The sequence below is a fragment of the Corallococcus sp. CA054B genome, assembly GCF_003611625.1.
Classification (GTDB): Bacteria; Myxococcota; Myxococcia; order Myxococcales; family Myxococcaceae; genus Corallococcus; species Corallococcus coralloides.
Genome location: NZ_RAVY01000103.1, coordinates 1 through 15,393, shown reverse-complemented (window position 1 = coordinate 15,393; position 15,393 = coordinate 1). Strand labels below are relative to the sequence as shown.

Here is a 15,393-nt window from a genome sequence, read left to right as displayed (position 1 = left end):
GGTGGTTTAAAGACAACAACCTGACACGTGTGACTAACTTGCAAGGATTTCCTTTCCGGGCGTTATCATGGATGGCGACACACAGACGCAGGGCCGACCGTGGAGGCTTTCATGTCCGGAATGGCGATGATGGATGGAATGGTTCACACCGCGGACCTCGAGTGGAAGCCGCTCGGTCCTGGAACCTCCTACCGTCTGCTTCGCGTGAGCGCGGAGACGGGTGTGTGGAGCGCCATCCTGAAGATGGAGAAGGGCGCTGTCTTCGCGCCGCACAAGCACCTGGGCCCGGCGGAGATCTTCATCCTCTCCGGCTCGACGCAGGACCGCCTGGGCGTCACCCGCGCGGGCGACTACGAGTTCGAGCCGCTGGGCGCCGAGCACCCGTCCACCACCGCGCTGGAGGAGTCGCTCATCCACTTCACCGCGCACGGCCCCATCGCGTTCCACGACGACAAGGGCCGCATCGTGATGCTGCTGGACTCGGAGTTCTTCCTGAAGGCGCAGGCGCAGGAGCCGCAGTACAGCGTCAAGAAGGCGGCCTGAAGCACGGCCGCGGTGCTGTGTTTCATACGTCGGGTGTCTGACTTTGACACCCGACGTCAGGGTTGGCGGCCAGGGCTCAGGCCGCCTCCAGCAGGCGCAGGAAGGCCTTGGCCGCGTCCGCGTCGCTGATGTTCTGGAGCCCCTCGCTCACCTGCAGCTCCGTGGACACGACGCCGGGCACGCGCGTCTGTCCGAAGCCCCCCGCCACCCAGACCCGGTCCTCGCGCGCGATGCGGTCGCGCTGCTTGACGTAGGCCTGCGGTGAGCCGCGCAGGAACACGTGGAACATGTTCGTCTGCACGGGCTGCGGAAGCACCGTGACGCGCGGGTCCGCCGCGATGAGTGTGGTGATGGCCTTCGCCCGCTTCACGTAGCCGGGGATGGCGGCCAGCGCCGCGTCGAAGCGCATGGCGGCGGAGGCCACCAGCGGGGCCAGGTGGAACAGGTTGCCGCCGTGCCGGTGGCGCCACACGCGCGACTCCTTGATGAAGTCGCGGCTGCCCACCAGCATCGCGCCGCCGATGCCGCCAATCATCTTGTAGAAGGACACGTAGACGGAGTCGAAGCCCTTGCAGATGTCCGCGTAGGTGCGGCCATAGAAGGGCTGGCTCTCCCACAGCCGCGCGCCGTCCATGTGCAGCTTCACCTTCTTGTCGCGGCAGGTGCGCTTGAGCTCCTGGAGCTGCTCCCACGTCTGGAGCTGCCCGCCCAGCCAGCGCACCGGCAGCTCCACGCTGACGCTGCCCAGCGTGTCGGGGGACTTCGCCACGTCCTCCGCCAGGAGCGGCCGCGTCCACGGGCCCAGGTTCACCGTGCGCAGTTGGTGCAGCACGGAGTAGGCGTCGTCCTCATGCAGCACGTGGTGCGATGACGGGTGCACGCCCACCGTGCGCACGTTGCTTGCGTCCGCATAGATGCGCAGCGCGATGAGCTGCGCCATGGTGCCCGTGGGCATGAAGCACGCGTCCTCGAAGCCCAGCAGGTCCGCGAGCCTCTTCTCGAAGGCCTGCACGAAGTCGCCGTTGCCGTAGAAGTCGCTGGTCAGCTTCTGGCGCTGCATCCACTCGCCAATGCGCACGTACTCCGCGCCGTCGTCGGACGTGGAGGTGACGGGCAGCGACGCGGTGCAGGCCTTGCGCAGCTGTTCGTACTCGGCCGCGGAAGGCGCCGGCGGACCCGGCTTGGGCGCCGCGGCATTCGCGTTCGCGGCGGGGACGCCCGCGAGCCCCGGTGATTTGGTGGTGCGCAGGGACGGCGTGCCTCCGTCCGGAGCCGCGTCGCTCCGTCCCGGGAACAGCGTGGAGCCCGCGAGCAGGCTGGTGAGTCCGAGGAACTCCGCCCGGCTGAAGCGACTGTCCTTCATGTGCCCTTCCCTCCCGCTTCGGATGGCTACAACCAACTGGCGCTCTTGAGCCCCATTCCCGCCAGGGCCCGCTCCGCGGCCTGCACGCCGAACCAGTTGGCCTCCTCGAAGAGGGCCATGCCGCCCAGGTCCGTGTGCGCGAAGTGCAGGTGCCGGCCCAGGCTCTGTTGCGCGGCGCGGCGAGCCTCGCCCCAGAGGAAGCCCGGTTGGGGCCGCACCATGGCGTGGCCCCAGCGCTGCACCTCCAGCCGCTGCGCGAGCGCGCCCACCCCGGGGTGCGCCGGCAGCAGGTCCGCCATCACCAGCGCCTCCCAGTCCCCGTACGTCGCGGAGAGGGCCTGATTGCGCTCCGCCTTCACGTCCGCGCCGGCCATGGGCAGGTACCAGGTGAGCACCGTGGGCCCGCGCGCGTCCTGGCGCAGCGACTGGTGCGTGGCCACCACGTAGCCCAGGCTCCGGCTCTCATAGAAGACGTTGTCCCAGGCCAGCGGGAAGCCCCGCGACGCCGGCGGCGCGGACACCGTCAGGTTGGCCACCACCCACGGGCTGTAGACGAAGGCGTCCATCCACGCGGGGCGGGCCTCGCGCCACGGCGCCACCACGTGCGCGGCGACGAAGCGCGGGCACGCCAGCACCACCTGCCGGGCATGGAAGGCCCGGGGCGCCCCGGTGCGCGCATCCAGCGCGTGCACGCGGCAGCCGTCCTCTCCCGGCTCCACCGTGTGCACCAGCACCTGCGTCTCCAGCTGGCGAGGGCCCAGCGACGACGCCAGCTGCTTCACCAGCCGGCCGTTGCCCTCGGGCCAGGAGAGGAAGCCGTCGCTGCGCTCACCCTTCCCGTTCTGCCGCGCGGCGAAGTACCAGATGCCCGCCCAGGCGGAGACGTGCTCGGAGGTGGCGCCATAGTCGTCGCGGCACGCGTAGTCCACGAACCACTTCAGCCGGGGCGAGCGGAAGCCCTCCGCCTCCATCCACCGCGCCATGCTCAGCGCGTCCAGCGCGGTCCACTCCGCGTCGTCGCTGGAGAGCGCCACCGGCACCGCGAACGCCTTGCGCCCCTTCGCGTCGCGCGCGGCGGCGAAGGCGTTCATCTTCGTGTCGAAGCGCTCCAGCTCCGCCAGGTCCTCCGGGCTCGCGCCCGCGCGCAGGTACAGCCCTTCGTACCAGTGGCCCTTGAAGAAGACGCGCTCGTCGGGCTCCTGGATGAGCAGCTCCTCCGCGAACGACGGGTGGCCTTCCGCGTCCACGCCGGTGACGGCATCCATTTCCCGCAACAGGCGCATCACCGGCCCCGTGTCCTCCAGGGGGGATGGCAGGTAGTGCGCGCCCCACGGGAACGCGGACACGGCGTTGCGGCCGGAACGGGACGTGCCCCCGGCCTCCGCCTCCAGCTCCACCACGCGCAGGTCCTTCACGCCCGCGGCGGACAGGCGCCACGCGGCGGACAGCCCGGCCGCGCCCGCGCCGACAATCAACACGCCCACCGGTTCGAATTCCTGCGCGCGCGGCAGCGGCCCTGTGCGCAACTTGTGACCGGTGTCCACCGCCCGGTCCACGATGGCGCCCGGCACCGGCGCGCGAGCGGCCTGCCGCGTACAGGCGCTCGCCACGGAGGCGCCCAGGAACGCGGCCACCAGCTCGCGCCGCGTCAGTTCCACCGGCGCCACTCCTCTTCGTAGTAGTGCACCAGCACCTGGTTGTTCAGCCGGTTCACCTCCGCCGGCAGCGGGGCCATGTCCGGGGAGAAGCGCGTGAGCCCCTCCAGCGTGTCCTCGTCCAGGAACGCCAGTCCCTCCGGCAACGGGCGGTGACGGCCGGCCGGCTCCTGCGCCACCATCACGTAGCCCCACTCCCCGAACGAGGGCACCAGCGCGTGGTACGGCAGCGTCCAGAAGCCCGCCGCCTTCAGCGTGGTCTCCACGCACCAGAACGAGCGCCGCGCGAACAGGGGACTCGTGCTCTGGATGACCGCCACGCCGCCCGGCGCCATGCGCTTCTTCAAAATCTTGTAGAAGCCCGTCGTGTACAGCTTCCCCAGCGCGAAGTTGTTGGGGTCCGGGAAGTCCACGATGACGACGTCCCAGGCGTTGGCGCCTTCGGTCAGGAACTGCATGGCGTCCGTGTTGATGACGCGCATCTTCGGGTGCGTCAGGGCGTGGTGGTTGAGCGCCGCCAGCTCCGGGTAGTTCATGGCGAGCCCGGTGATGGCGGGGTCCAGGTCCACCAGCGTGACGGACTTCACCTCCGGATACCTCAGCACCTCGCGCGCCGCGAGCCCGTCCCCTCCGCCCAGAATCAGCACGTGCTCCACCTTCCGCGCGCGCACCATGGCCGGGTGCACCAGGGACTCGTGGTAGCGGTACTCGTCGATGCTGGCGAACTGGAGGTTGCCGTTGAGGAACAGCGAGAAGCCCCGCTTGCCGCGCGTGACGATGATGCGCTGATAGGGGGAGCTCGTGGCGTGGACGACGTCATCCGCGTAGAGCTGGTCCTCGTAGAACGTGGTGAGCCGGTCCCCCATCGCGAAGCACACCAGCAGCCCCGCGCACAGCGCCACCGCCTTGATGCGCAGGCGCACGGGGTTGGCCAGCACGGGCGCGAGCAGCCACGTGCTCCACAGCCCCACGCCCGCGTTGAGCAGGCCGAAGAGCAGCGACGTGCGCACCAGCCCCAGCTTCGGCACCAGAAGGAGCGGGAAGGCCACGCTGGCCGCGAGCGCGCCCAGGTAGTCGAACGTCAGCACCTGGCTGACCAGGTCCTTGAACTTGAGCTGGTCCTGCAGGATGCGCAGCAGGAGGGGAATCTCCAGCCCCACCAGCGTGCCGATGAGCAGCACGGTGCCGTACAGCACCACGGGGAACACGCTGGTCAGCGTGAAGGTGAGGAACAGCATCGGCGCGCACAGCCCGCCGAACAGGGCCACGGCCAGCTCTATCTCCACGAAGCGCTGGGCCACCCCGCGCTCCACGAAGCGCGACAGGTAGCTGCCAATGCCCATGGCGAAGAGGTAGCCGCCGATGACAGTGGAGAACTGGGTGATGCTGTCCCCCAGCAGGTAGCTGGCGAGCGTCCCGACGATGAGCTCGTAGATGAGCCCGCACGTCGCGATGACGAGGACGGTGAGGAAGAGCAGCGTCTTGTTCAAAGCGTCACGTGTTTCAGCCGCTGATGGCCGCCGCGATGATGATGGCCAGGCCCAGGATGAACGAGCCGATGACGATGCCCAGCGCGGTGTTCTGGTCGACCTCGATTTCCTTGTGCACGTCGTACGGCAGGATGAGGCGGATGACGTAGAAGCCGGCCACGAACACCACCAGGCCGATGAGCGAATAGATGACGCTCGCCAGCACTCCCTGCAGGGTGACCACCACTCCGAGCAACAGCATCACTTGCCTCCCATGAATCCACCGGTCCACAGCAGCACGCCGCCGGGACCGCGCTTCACGTCGCCGGTCACCCGCCCGCGCTCCTCGTCACTGAAAGGGGCCCAGCCCGTATAGGTGGCCCACGCGTACGCCACGAGCACCAGTCCGCCCAGGTACCTCATCGTCCACCTCCCTGCCCGCTACAGGTTGCTTTCCTTCCACCGCTCGGTCTCGAAGCTGTTGGCGCCGAAGAACGACAGCGCCGGAATCACCAGCAGCAGCACCAGCGAGATGATGAACCAGCTCTCGTTGGGCGTGTCGTGCGTGAGCACCACCTGGTAGCTGACGACGGGCCCCAGCTGGGGCCCCTTGAGCTTCAGGGCCGGGTCGAACGACGTGGTCGTCCGCAGCACGTACGTCCCCTTGGGCAGCGACGACAGGAACACGCTGCCGTTCTGGCTGCCCTCGCTCCAGGAGCCGTCGCTGTCGCGCCCGTGGTAGAAGCTCACCTCTTCGTAGAAGCTCACCACGTCCTGCGTGTCCTGGTTCACCAGGTCGCCCTGCACGCCCACCCAGGCGTTGTTCAGCGCCTGCGACATGTGGATCTGCGCCCGCATGTTGCCGGCCCGCTGAAGCTCGAAGGGCTCGCTGAAGTGCATGGCGTCAGGGGTGCCGGGGGTCGCGGTCCGGGGCAGCGTCACGTGCAGGTCCAGCACCCGCGCGTTGAGCGCGCGCGCGTGGAGCACCCCTGCCAGGGCGAACAGCCCCAGGAGCCACACCGCGGACCAGCGCAGCGTGCGCATCATCGACTCGCGGCGCAGGTTGGGCTGGCTGGGCGCGATGCCCTGGGGCCTGGGCAGCGGCTCCTTCAGCTTGAATGCGTCGCGCACCGTCTCCGGGGAGAGGTACTCGCCGTGGGTGTAGGTGACTTCGTTGTCGGTGGCGTCCTCGTTCACCGAGTACGGCGGCGCGACGTACTCCGTGGCGCGAGCCTTCTCGCCCTGGAAGACCTTCCAGTAGAACTCGCCCACCACCGCGTCGGTGACGGCGGTGACGGACTGGAAGGCCTTGTAGCGGCGGCCCCCGTGGTGCGCGGACACCTGCGGCACGACGTTCGCGTCACCGGCGGCCATGGGCTTCAAGAACACCCAGTGGCCGTTGGACTCCATCAGCCAGGTGAAGCCGCGCGCCGGGTGATAGAGCAGGTACTCCATCCACGGGTAGCGCGTGCCCTCCACCACGCACGAGCGCTCCTGGTAGCCGATGCAGATCCACTCCGCGCCGTCGAGCGTGCCCTTCTGCCCCAGCTGGATGGCCGCCGGCAGCTCCGGCTTCTGGAGCAGCTTGAGGAAGGCCAGCTTGCCCTGCGCCACGCTCATCAGCGCGCCGCAGTACGGGCACGCCACGCGCAGCGTCTGGTCCGGCGCGCGCAGCTCCAGCGGGCCGTTGCAGTTGGTGCAGCGCGCCTGCTGGAGCTGGACCTTGCGCACGCGGGGGCGCATCTCCCCCGCGGGGATGCCCAGCTGCGTGAGCTCCAGCCGCTGCCCCAGGAACACCTCCGGGTCGCGGTCGCGCGTGCCGAAGTCCAGCGTGACGAACAGGCCGCGCGGGCCGGTGGCGTCCACGTAGTAGCTGTCCGCCCGCGGATCCACGTCGCTGGGGAGCTGTCCCTCCGCGGCGACGACGCGCCCGTGGCCGCGCTCCTCCACCACCAGCGGGCGGTTGCGCAGGCGCAGGCGGTCGCCGGGGTGGAGGTTCTCCAGCTCGAGGCCCTCCTCCACGCCCGCGTCGGAGAGCAGGTGGAAGGCGCCCTCGGACTCGCTGAGCCAGCCGGTGCGGCCGTCGGACATCTCCACGTACCACTCGTCCCAGGGGCCGGCGCCGTGGTCCTTCTGGAGGTGCCCGACGATTTGGTACGAGGTGCCGTTGACGCGGCCCTCCAGCCCCAGGCGCAGCGGGGAGTCCGTCTCCACGATGCGGGCCACCTTGCCGTGGTCCTCCAGCTCCGCGCCCACGCGGGCCACCATCGTCTGGCAGTGGCCGCACACCACGACCTGCGCCGACCCGGCGGAGAACTCCACGCTCGCGCCACACGACGGACACGCCCCCTGCGTCACGCCTCCACCCCTCTCGACAGCTCGCGCACGCGGCACGACGTGGCGCCCAGATGCTTCGCCGCCAGCGCGGCGAAGTCCGGACGCGCCCGGGTGCGGCAGCAGTAGACGTTGAGCGCGGCGAAGCCATGCTCCGGGAAGGTGTGGATGGTCAGGTGGCTTTCGGCCAGGAGCGCCAGGCCGGTGACGCCGCCGGGCTCCGGGAAGACGTGCCACTGCGGCTGGCCCACGACCTTCAGGTCCATCAGGACGACCAGCTCCTCGAAGAGTGCCGCCAGCGCGGCCGCGTCCTTGAGCCGCTCCGGCACGCAGCCGCTTGCGTCAACCAGCCATTCCTGTCCGGTTGTCACAGGTGAAACCTCCGGGAGTAGAGCCCCTCTTTAACACGCTGGAGCCGGGTCGAAAGCCGCTAGGATGCGCGCCCCATGCGCACCCGATTCCTGACCGCTGGACTCCTCTGCCTCGCCCTGACCGCGTGCTCCAAGGACAAGGAGCAGCCGCCCGCCGCGAAGGCCCCCGCCGCCCAACCCTCCAACTCCGCCGCGGCTACCCGCACGGTGAGCCTGCAGACGGACGCGGCCTCCGCGAAGGGCTTCCAGAAGAAGGCCCTGGAAGGCCAGGACCTCTGGGCCACCATGGAGACGAACCAGGGCACCATCGTGCTCAAGCTCTTCTCCAAGGACGCGCCCAAGACGGTGGCGAACTTCGTGGGCCTGGCGTCCGGCGAGCAGGCGTGGATCAACCCCAAGACGGGTGAGCGCGAGGAGGGCAAGCCGCTCTACGACGGCGTCATCTTCCACCGCGTCATCCCCGACTTCATGATCCAGGGCGGCGACCCCACGGGCACCGGCCGCGGCGACCCGGGCTACCGCTTCGAGGACGAGTTCAAGAGCAACCGGGACTTCGACAAGGAGGGCCTGCTGGCCATGGCCAACGCGGGCCCGGGCACCAACGGCAGCCAGTTCTTCATCACCACGTCCAAGCCGAACTTCCTCAAGGGCCGGCACACCATCTTCGGTGAGGTGGTGAAGGGCTACGACGATGTGGTGCTGAAGATCGCCAACACGCCGCGCAACCGTCAGGACCGCCCGGACACGGAGATGGTCATCAAGCACATCACCATCAGCGACACGCAGCCGTGAGCCTCCGCCCGCGCCACGTGCGCACGAAGCTGGGAGAGCTGGACTGCCACGTGGTGGACGCGCTCCCCGAGGGCGCCACGCCGGAGCTGGTGGTGCTGTTGAGCCACGGCTTCGGCGCGCCGGGCACGGACCTGGTGGCGCTGGCGCCCGAGCTGATGATGGCCGCGCCCCGCCTGGCGCAGGGCGTGCGGTTCGTCTTCCCGGAGGCCCTGCTGCCGCTGGACGCGCTGGGCATGCCCGGGGGCCGCGCGTGGTTTGAAATCCCCATGGCCATCCTGATGGGCCAGGGACGGGACTGGTCGCAGTACTCCCAGACCGTGCCGCCGGGGATGCCCGCCGCGCGCCGGGCGCTGATGAGCGTGGTGGCGGCGCTCCAGGTGCCCTTGAACCGCGTGGTCCTGGGCGGCTTCAGCCAGGGCGCGATGATGTCCACGGACGTGGCGCTGCGGCTGGAGGAGTGCCCCGCCGGCCTGTGCCTGCTGTCCGGGGCCATGGTCGCCGGCAAGGAGTGGGAGCCCAAGGTCCGTGGCCGTCCGTCCCTGCCGGTGTTCCAGGGGCATGGCCGGCAGGATCCGGTGTTGCCCTTCCAGGAAGGCGAGCGCCTGCGCGACCTGCTGACGGGCGCGGGGCTGCCGGTGGAGTTCCTGCCATTCGACGGTGGGCACACCATCATCACGGAGGAGCTGGAGCAGTTGGCGGCGTTCCTCGTGAAGCGGCTGGACGGGCGCTGAGGCCGCGGGACGGAGGCTTGGGGTGTATCAGGCGAAGGAGCTGACGGTGTCCACACGAGGCCGAGGCCTGGTGGACATCACCGGTGAGGTGCAGAAAGCGGTGAAGGGCACGGGCATCCGCGAGGGCCTGTGCACGCTCTTCCTGCACCACACCAGCGCGTCGCTGATCATCGGCGAGAACGCGGACCCCGTCGTCCAGCGCGACCTGGAGGCCTTCTTCTCCCGGCTGGTGAAGGACGGGGATCCGCTGTTCCAGCACGACGCGGAGGGGCCGGACGACATGCCGGCGCACGTGCGCACGGTGCTGACGCAGGTGTCCCTGAGCATCCCGGTGAAGGACGGTGAGGCGGACCTGGGCACGTGGCAGGGCGTCTACCTCTGGGAGCACCGCACGTCACCGCACCGCCGCCGCGTCACGGTGTCCGTGCTGGGCGGCTAGAGGTCGCGCACGGTGGCGACGACGGCCGTGCTCTTGCGGCGCTTCTTCGGCGCGTCGTGGGCCTGGCCCCGGATGCGCACCCAGGTGCCGGGGTCGTCCGGCATCGCGTGGACCATGGACCAGCCGGTGGGCACTTCGGGCGTCGTCCACCCGTAGAGGACTCGCGCGTCCTTGGGGGCCAGGTTGATGCAACCGTGGCTCACGGGTTCGCCGAAGCGGTCGTGCCAGTAGGCGGTGTGCAGGGCGAAGTCGCCCTCGAAGAACATGGTCCAGGGCACGGTGGCCACGCGGTAGCTGGCCTTGCCCATGGTGCCCGTCATGTCGGCTTCCGCGAACTTCACCCAGATGCGGAAGAGCCCCTCCGGCGTGTCCGTGCCGGGTTTGCCGGACGAGATGAGCGTGGCGTAGACGGGGCGGTCGCCCTCGTAGGCGATGAGCGTCTGGGCCTCCAGGTCCACGTCCAGCCAGCGCGCGCCGGGCTCCACGATGGACGGGGACGCCAGTGACCACGCGACGTGCAGGTCGTCGCGCGCCACCCAGTGGTCCTCGGCGATGCGGACCCACTGGCCATCGGGGGACAGCTCGCGCACGGAGACGAGCGTGCGCGGCGGGAGGGTCGTCTCTCGGCCCGCTCGCGCGTCCGGGGCCTTGCGCACCACCACGTCGGTGCGGGGCGCGGCGCGGGACTGGGCCCAGCCAAAGGGCATGGGCAGGGACGCGAGCGCCTCCGCGTCCAGGCCGCTGAAGTCGGAGGGGCGGTGCTCGCGCAGCACGCGCGCCTCGAAGTACTGGCCGTCGGAGGTGCGCCAGAAGGTGCGCCTGCCGACCTTCACCTGGCCCAGGAGCTTCACGGTGACGGAGCCCTTGAGCAGCACGCCCTGCTTCTTCTTCCGGGCGAGCGCGAGGCTCGGATAGGCGCGCACGCGGTGGCCCACCACGCGCGCGTAGACACCGGGCGTGAGCGCGCCCTCCTCCACGCGCGGCAGCGGGCGGACACGGGGCTCGCGGAAGTTCTGTTCCAGGTAGCGCTCGCAGACCCAGCCACGCGGTTGCAGTTGCACCCAGGTATCGCAGTCCGGTCCGCGCATCGCGCCCTGCCACTTCACGCGCATGTCCTGGGCCACGGTGCCCAGCGAGGGCGAGTCCTGCCGGGGCTCGGAGCGGACCGCGATGGAGCGGCGCACACGCAGCGAGCCAGCGTCCGGTGCGTACGGGATGGCGTAGGGCTCCATGCCCGCGTCGACTTCCGTGAGCGGTGCTTCAGCGACGGCGTCCTCGTCACCGTCGGCACCCGTGATGGTTGTGGGCTCCGGGGTGTCGGTCCCCGCGTTGGCCCCAGGCACGTTCGGGTCGGAGCCCACGGCGACAGCGCTCCCGCCGTCCAGGTCCTGCGCGAGGGCATCCGTATCGGTCGCGATGGCGTCGTCGTCCGCGTCGATCAACGGCTCACCGTCCGGTCCCAGTTCCAGCACGGGGACCTCGGACTCGGTGATGACCTGGGGCTCCTCTTCGCCCGGCAGCGCTTCGGTGTTCGCGCCGACGGAGATGGATTGCGACAGCGACAGCGCATTGCCTGCGTCCTCTGACTCCTCCATGACGTCCAGCAACGCGGGAGCGGCCGCATGCGTGACGCCACCGTCACCAGCGGGCTCGGGCGCGGTGGCCTGCCATGCGGAGTGGAGCGCCTGCGCGGACTGCGCCTGCGCGGCCTCCATCTCAGGCGCGGGGGCCTGCGCCGTCACGGTGCCCGCGTCCACCGGTGCGGCGGGAACGGGGGGCTCCACCGGAGCGCACGCGAAGAACAACAGGGGGAGTCCGAGGGGGAACCAGCGGCGGCGCATACAGACCGCAACGGTACGGGTCCCCGCTGACATCCTCAACGTCGGCTCAGGTGCGATCTCCTGCGCGCGGAAGCGCGTGGGTGGGCAGGGCTTGCGCCCTGAACGGCGATTGCCACGAACGGCGGAAACCGCCCCCGCGGATCAGCTCCGCCCCTCCGTGGGCGGAATCCCTTCGGGCGTCTCCGGCGCCTCCAGGAGCTTGTAGAGCGTCTTGCGGTCCACGCCCAACAGGCGCGCGGCTTCGCTCTTGTTGCCCCCCACGTGCTGGAGCACGTGCGCCGCATAGCGCCTGGACAGCTCCGCGAGGGGCGGCAGGTCTCCCGCGAGCCCCGTCAGCCGCTTGGGCGCGTCACCGATGGGCTCCGGGAAGTCCGGCGGCCCCAGCACGCCCGTCACGTTCAGCGCGAGCGCCCGCGCCATCACGTTCTCCAGCTGCCGCACGTTGCCCGGCCAGTCGTACACCGTGAGCCGCGCCATCGCGTCCGCCGTCACCACCGGCCGCACCCCGCCCCTCGCGTGCAGCGACGCGAAGTGCTCCACCAGCGCCGGGATGTCCTCGCGCCGCTCGCGCAAGGGCGGCAGGTGCAGGTGCACCACGTCCAGCCGGTACAGCAGGTCCTCGCGGAACAGCCCCTCCGCCACCCGCGCCTTCAAGTCCTTGTTCGTCGCCGCCAGCACCCGCACGTCCACCTTCACCGGGACGCTCTCGCCCACGCGGCGGATCTCCCCCTCCTGGAGCACGCGCAGGAGCTGCGACTGGACCTTCATCCCCACGTCGCCAATCTCGTCCAGGAACAGCGTGCCGCCGTTGGCCTCCTCGAACAGGCCGCGCCGCGCCCCCGACGCCCCCGTGAAGCTGCCCTTCGCATGGCCGAACAGCTCGCTCTCCATCAGCGACTCGGTGATGGCGCCGCAGTCCACCGGAATGAACGGACCGGACGTGCGCGCCGAGCGCTTGTGCAGCGCCCGCGCCACCATCTCCTTGCCCGTGCCCGTCTCCCCCGTAATCAGCACCGGCACGTTGCTGGTCGCCGCGCGCGCCACCTGCTTGTAGACCTCCAGCAGCGCCTGGCTGCGGCCCACCAGCGACGTGCGCTCCACCTGCTTGCGCAGCGTGCGGTTCTCCTCCACCAGCCGCTTCTGCTCCAGCGCGCGCTTCGCCACCCGCATGATGGCGTCCACGTCGAACGGCTTGGACAGGTAGTCGAAGGCGCCCAGCTGGATGCTGTCCAGCGCGCCCTCGATGTTGCCGAACGCCGTCACGACAATCACTGGCGTGTCCGGCAGGTTCGACTTCACCGTCTGGAGCACCTTCAGGCCGTCGCCCGGGTCGGGCATGGCCATGTCCGTCAGCACCAGGTCGAAGGACTGCTCCCCCATCCGCTCCGCCGCGCCCTTGGGGTCCGGCGCCTGCGTCACCGGCCCCAGCACGCCCAGCAGGCGCTGGAGCAGGTCCCGCGCATGCGGATCATCATCGACGACGAGGATTCGGGCTGTGCTCATGAGGCCTTGCGGATGGAGTGGGCGTCGGACTCCACCACAAGCGGCGCCGGAGTGCGCGCCACTCGTGCGAACCGCACGCGGATCCGCGTGCCCTTGCCCTCTTCTGAATGCACCGTGAGCGTGCCGCCGTGCGCCTCCACCACGCGCCGGGTGGTCGCCAGCCCCAGGCCGTGGCCCGGAATGCCCCGCACCTCCGCGGCCCGGAAGAACGGCTGGAACAGCGACGCCTGTGTCGCCGGGCTCATCCCCAACCCGTTGTCCGTCACCTCCACCACCGCGTCCGTCCCCTCCGTCGCCACCCGCACCTTCACGCGCGGATCCGGCCGCCCCGCCGTGTACTTCACCGCGTTGGACAAGAGATTGCGCGCCACCACCTGGAGCAGCTGCGCCGGACAATCCACCAGCACGCCCGGCTCCAGCTCGCGCTCCAGCGACACACCCAGCGCCGTCGCCGTCTGGCTCACCTCCAACAGCAGCGTGCTCACCGCCGTGTCCAACTCCCCCATCGTCCCGTCGCCCCGCGTGCCCGCGCGGCAGAAGCGCAGCAGCGCTTCAATGAGCTCGCCCATGCGCACCGCGCTGGATTCGCACTGCGAAATCATCTCCAGCGCGCCCGGGTCCTTCACCGCGCCAGAGCGCCGGATGAGCGTCAGATAGCCCTTGAGCGGGGACAGCGGTCCCATCAGGTCGTGCGCCACGCGCCGGGTGAACGCGTCCAGCTCCTGGTTGTGCCGCCCCAGCTCCTCCAGCTGCCCCTGGATGGTGGCGTCCTGGCGCTTGAGCAGGGAGATGATGTGCCAGCCCACCAGCATGGACAGCAGGATGGCCAGGAGCGTGGTGGCCGCGCCCAGTGCCGTGTTGCGCACCCGGAGCGTGCCCAGCCGCCCCACCAGCACGCGCGCGTCGGACGCGTTCTCCGTGGCCAGCTGTCCCGCCAGCTGGTCCACCTCCGCCGCCAGGGGACGGATGCTCTCCACCAGGTGGCGCCGGGCGCGCTCCGCGTCGCGCTGCCGTGAGAACACCGCCGCCGCGCGCACCTGATCCGCCAGCCCCTGGCACGCGCCATTGAAGCGCAGCCAGATCGCCTTCTCGCCGGGCGGCAGGTGGCGCATGTACGCCTCCGAGGACTGGCGGATGCTGCCCAGGATGTCCTCCATCACCGCGTCGGCTTCCTTGCGCTCGGCGTCGCCGCTGGAGCGCACGTGCGCCTCGATGGCGGACTCCAGCGACATCACGTCCACGCGGATGCGGCCGATGAGGCTCGCGCGCTCCAGGGCCTCCAGCACCAGCGCGTCCACCTGACGCCCGGTGCGCACCTCCGTCAAGAGCATGAAGCCGATGACGCCCGTCAGCAGCGTCACCACGAAGAAGAAACCCGCGCGGTAGCCACGGATGGGGGTCCGCGAGTTCATCGCCACGGGGACGCTCCTTGAATCGACAGAGGAAGAACCAGCAGGCGCCCGGGTGCGGACGCCCACGCGAAACTCACGGCACCGGCCCGGCCGCCTCGGTGGAGGTGGCGCCCGGCAAGGGCGGCTGGGTGCGCCGCCGCGCGCGCTCCAGCGCGGACTCATACCAGACGTCCGACAGCTCCTCGTGCAGCGCCGCCAGCTCGCGCTGCCGCGCCAACAGCTGCGCGTTGTGCTCCTCCAGCGTGTGGCGCTCCGTCTCCAGCCGCGCCAGCTCTTCGGTGGCGGCCGTGCGCGCCTGCTCCGCCTCCGCGCGCGCCTGCTCCGCCTCCGCGCGCTCCTGCGCCAGTTCCTCCAGCGCGGACTCCAGCGCCGCCAGCTTCGCCGCCAACGCCTCGGTGCGCTCGCGCTCGGCCTGGTACTCGCGCTGCCAGCGCTCCGTCTCCGTCACCTGGGCCTGGAGGCGCTCGGGGGGAATGGTCGCGGCGCATCCCACCCCCAGCCACGCCACACTCCATGCCACCAGCAGGTGCCGCATACGCCATCTCTCCCGACACCTGGCCGCGCGACATGCACGACGAGGACGTCCGGGCTTCATGCTCCGCTTCATGCCCCGGCGCGTGGCGCTCGGAACGGAAGGTTGCGGTGCAGCTTGCAGAAGAGCGTCGTTGCCGTCAAAGCGACGTGCGCCTGCCTGGGGAGCTTGCACCCATTGTTGCAATCGCAACTGAGGAGTTTCTCCCCATGGCGGATCCGCTCCCACCCGGAGAACCCCGCGAAGTTGCTTGAAACCGATGCTGGCACGGCGAGTGCTCAAGGGTCATGGCATCAACCGATGCAATCCCGCGTCGGCGTGTCGTCCCCGGAGCCATCCATGAAGACCGTCATCGTCGCCGCCCTCTTCGCCGCCACCACCGCGTTCGCCAACACCCCGGCTCCCGCC

At 70.3% G+C, this 15,393-nt stretch carries 15 protein-coding genes; 4 read left to right on the top strand and 11 right to left on the bottom strand.

The features are described from left to right. The first annotated feature begins 138 nt into the window (after positions 1 to 138). Positions 139 to 543 carry a cupin domain-containing protein gene (locus D7V80_RS23645; protein ID WP_158616689.1) on the top strand — a complete coding sequence of 135 codons (405 nt, stop codon included), beginning with the start codon at positions 139 to 141 and terminating at the stop codon, positions 541 to 543. Positions 544 to 619: 76 nt separating this feature from the next. On the opposite strand, the gene D7V80_RS23640 is transcribed toward D7V80_RS23645, so the two are convergent. Genes D7V80_RS23640 through speD form a run of 7 tightly spaced genes read right to left on the bottom strand, consistent with a single transcriptional unit; the run spans position 620 to position 7,735 of the window. After that, positions 620 to 1,906, bottom strand: a complete 1,287-nt coding sequence (locus tag D7V80_RS23640; protein ID WP_120590308.1) for a low specificity L-threonine aldolase — start codon at positions 1,904 to 1,906, stop codon at positions 620 to 622. Between the two features lie 26 nt (positions 1,907 to 1,932). Further along, positions 1,933 to 3,564, bottom strand: a complete 1,632-nt coding sequence (locus tag D7V80_RS23635; RefSeq protein ID WP_199738813.1) for an FAD-dependent oxidoreductase — start codon at positions 3,562 to 3,564, stop codon at positions 1,933 to 1,935. Further along, positions 3,555 to 5,051: a polyamine aminopropyltransferase gene (locus tag D7V80_RS23630; RefSeq protein ID WP_120590306.1), complete on the bottom strand. Its 1,497-nt coding sequence runs from the start codon at positions 5,049 to 5,051 to the stop codon at positions 3,555 to 3,557. The genes D7V80_RS23635 and D7V80_RS23630 overlap by 10 nt, the downstream gene beginning before the upstream one ends. 13 nt (positions 5,052 to 5,064) lie before the next feature. Further along, complete coding sequence (locus D7V80_RS23625; RefSeq protein WP_014393984.1) at positions 5,065 to 5,292, bottom strand: DUF350 domain-containing protein; 228 nt, start codon at positions 5,290 to 5,292, stop codon at positions 5,065 to 5,067. Next, on the bottom strand, positions 5,292 to 5,453 hold the full coding sequence (locus D7V80_RS42315) for a hypothetical protein (protein WP_171413055.1): 162 nt from the start codon (positions 5,451 to 5,453) through the stop codon (positions 5,292 to 5,294). The genes D7V80_RS23625 and D7V80_RS42315 overlap by 1 nt, the downstream gene beginning before the upstream one ends. 18 nt (positions 5,454 to 5,471) lie before the next feature. Then, a complete protein-coding gene (locus D7V80_RS23620; protein WP_120590305.1) occupies positions 5,472 to 7,388 on the bottom strand; it encodes a DUF4178 domain-containing protein in 1,917 nt (638 codons plus the stop codon). Further along, positions 7,385 to 7,735 carry an adenosylmethionine decarboxylase gene (gene speD / locus D7V80_RS23615; RefSeq protein WP_120590304.1) on the bottom strand — a complete coding sequence of 117 codons (351 nt, stop codon included), beginning with the start codon at positions 7,733 to 7,735 and terminating at the stop codon, positions 7,385 to 7,387. The genes D7V80_RS23620 and speD overlap by 4 nt, the downstream gene beginning before the upstream one ends. Positions 7,736 to 7,810: 75 nt before the next feature. Between speD and D7V80_RS23610 the strand changes: the two genes are divergently transcribed. The 3 genes from D7V80_RS23610 to D7V80_RS23600 are packed head-to-tail and all read left to right on the top strand — an operon-like array spanning position 7,811 to position 9,697. Beyond that, a complete protein-coding gene (locus D7V80_RS23610; protein ID WP_120590303.1) occupies positions 7,811 to 8,527 on the top strand; it encodes a peptidylprolyl isomerase in 717 nt (238 codons plus the stop codon). Further along, positions 8,524 to 9,258: an alpha/beta hydrolase gene (locus D7V80_RS23605; RefSeq protein WP_120590302.1), complete on the top strand. Its 735-nt coding sequence runs from the start codon at positions 8,524 to 8,526 to the stop codon at positions 9,256 to 9,258. The genes D7V80_RS23610 and D7V80_RS23605 overlap by 4 nt, the downstream gene beginning before the upstream one ends. Positions 9,259 to 9,280: 22 nt before the next feature. Next, the gene (locus tag D7V80_RS23600) at positions 9,281 to 9,697 is read left to right on the top strand and encodes a secondary thiamine-phosphate synthase enzyme YjbQ (RefSeq protein WP_120590301.1); all 417 of its coding nucleotides are present in this window, start codon (positions 9,281 to 9,283) and stop codon (positions 9,695 to 9,697) included. Here D7V80_RS23600 and D7V80_RS23595 read toward each other — a convergent pair. From D7V80_RS23595 to D7V80_RS23580, 4 genes are all read right to left on the bottom strand, one after another. Then, positions 9,694 to 11,538, bottom strand: a complete 1,845-nt coding sequence (locus D7V80_RS23595; protein WP_233585660.1) for a L,D-transpeptidase family protein — start codon at positions 11,536 to 11,538, stop codon at positions 9,694 to 9,696. The two genes, D7V80_RS23600 and D7V80_RS23595, sit on opposite strands and share 4 nt — an antisense overlap. Before the next feature lie 141 nt (positions 11,539 to 11,679). Further along, positions 11,680 to 13,041: a sigma-54 dependent transcriptional regulator gene (locus D7V80_RS23590; RefSeq protein ID WP_120590300.1), complete on the bottom strand. Its 1,362-nt coding sequence runs from the start codon at positions 13,039 to 13,041 to the stop codon at positions 11,680 to 11,682. Then, the gene (locus D7V80_RS23585; RefSeq protein ID WP_120590299.1) at positions 13,038 to 14,453 is read right to left on the bottom strand and encodes an ATP-binding protein; all 1,416 of its coding nucleotides are present in this window, start codon (positions 14,451 to 14,453) and stop codon (positions 13,038 to 13,040) included. The genes D7V80_RS23590 and D7V80_RS23585 overlap by 4 nt, the downstream gene beginning before the upstream one ends. A 73-nt stretch (positions 14,454 to 14,526) precedes the next feature. Further along, complete coding sequence (locus tag D7V80_RS23580) at positions 14,527 to 14,988, bottom strand: hypothetical protein (RefSeq protein ID WP_014393972.1); 462 nt, start codon at positions 14,986 to 14,988, stop codon at positions 14,527 to 14,529. Between the last annotated feature and the right edge of the window lie 405 nt (positions 14,989 to 15,393).